Genomic DNA, 1107 nt, shown 5'->3' with positions numbered 1-1107 from the left:
GCGCGGCCCGTGGAACGGCCTGGACGACGTCGAGATCGCCACCATGGAATGGGTCGACTGGTACAACAACCGGCGCCTCCACAGCGCCTGCAACGACCTCCCACCAGCCGAATTCGAGACCCACTACCGAACACAAACCGCCACGGCTATCCTCACCCCAGCCAGCTAACCCGGCCTCCACGAAACTCGGCGCGGTTCACATTGCCCCAGCCGGGGCGATAGCCGTACCGGGTGATGAAGCGGACGCCGTCGTCGGTGGGGACGTAGCGCCAGTAGCCGGAGCCCGAGCGGATCAGCGAGAGCGGATGGCCGGAGGCGAAGCGCAGCGCTGACGTCCGTTGCCCTGGATCGCGCCGGTCTCCCGCCGTAACGCCGCTGCCGTCGATGACGAGCCCGGGCAGGAGCCGGAAGGCGTACCGGAACCGCTGCGGCTGGCCGGTGGCACGCGGCAGGTAGTCGATCTCCGTGAAGCGCAAGTCCCAACGTTGGTGCAGGTCAGGGCGCTGTGTCCGCTCCCACAGGGCCTCCATGTCGGCCCGGATCAAGCACTCGACGTACACAAACCGGCCCATGCGCACCCCTCACATCTTGAGCGATCGCTCAAACCCAAGCGTAAGCAGATTTAAGCGACCGCTCAAGTGTCTTGATTGATGGGACCCGTTGTCGATGCGGCGAGTCCGAAGGGTTCCATCGACTATCAGCGATGGGACGCCCCGCCCGCTGCGTGTACGCACTGACGCCAGGGTCACGGCGCATGTATGGGCACCGACCTCGACGCCGCGCCGGCTGATGCGCCCAGCGCCGGCCCCCGCCCCATCACCGCAGGACAGGCTGAATTTCCGGGCCGCCCTCGGCTACATAAGCGAACGCCAGGGCGGCAACCGTGTCCTATTCGTCTACAAGACCGGGTCAGAGCCGGCTAACGTGATCTTCGCACACAGGAAGATCCTCCATGATCGTCAACGACGCCCCAGTGCCCCCGGCGAGGCGCGCCCCGGTCGATACAAGGAGCCAATTTCATCCTCGGGAGGCGTGTGCTACCCGATGGTTCTGAAGGACCGCGATGGCTTTGACCAGGTGGCCGGTCTTGCTCGGGCTACATCGCAG

2 protein-coding genes are annotated in these 1107 nt (G+C 65.8%); one reads left to right on the top strand and one right to left on the bottom strand.

The genetic code is table 11. From position 1 onward, the window contains the following. The first annotated feature begins 19 nt into the window (after positions 1–19). Positions 20–169 (top strand): integrase core domain-containing protein, encoded by a 150-nt coding sequence (locus FLV34_RS43590; protein WP_369074152.1) that lies wholly within the window; start codon positions 20–22, stop codon positions 167–169. On the opposite strand, the gene FLV34_RS39335 is transcribed toward FLV34_RS43590, so the two are convergent. Next, positions 153–476: a hypothetical protein gene (locus FLV34_RS39335; RefSeq protein ID WP_222709807.1), complete on the bottom strand. Its 324-nt coding sequence runs from the start codon at positions 474–476 to the stop codon at positions 153–155. The genes FLV34_RS43590 and FLV34_RS39335 overlap by 17 nt on opposite strands. Between the last annotated feature and the right edge of the window lie 631 nt (positions 477–1107).

The organism is Microbispora sp. CSR-4 (assembly GCF_008033685.1).
Lineage (GTDB): Bacteria > Actinomycetota > Actinomycetes > Streptosporangiales > Streptosporangiaceae > Microbispora.
The sequence above is the reverse complement of the archived record's forward strand: the minus strand, read 5'-3'. Positions and strand labels throughout refer to the sequence as shown.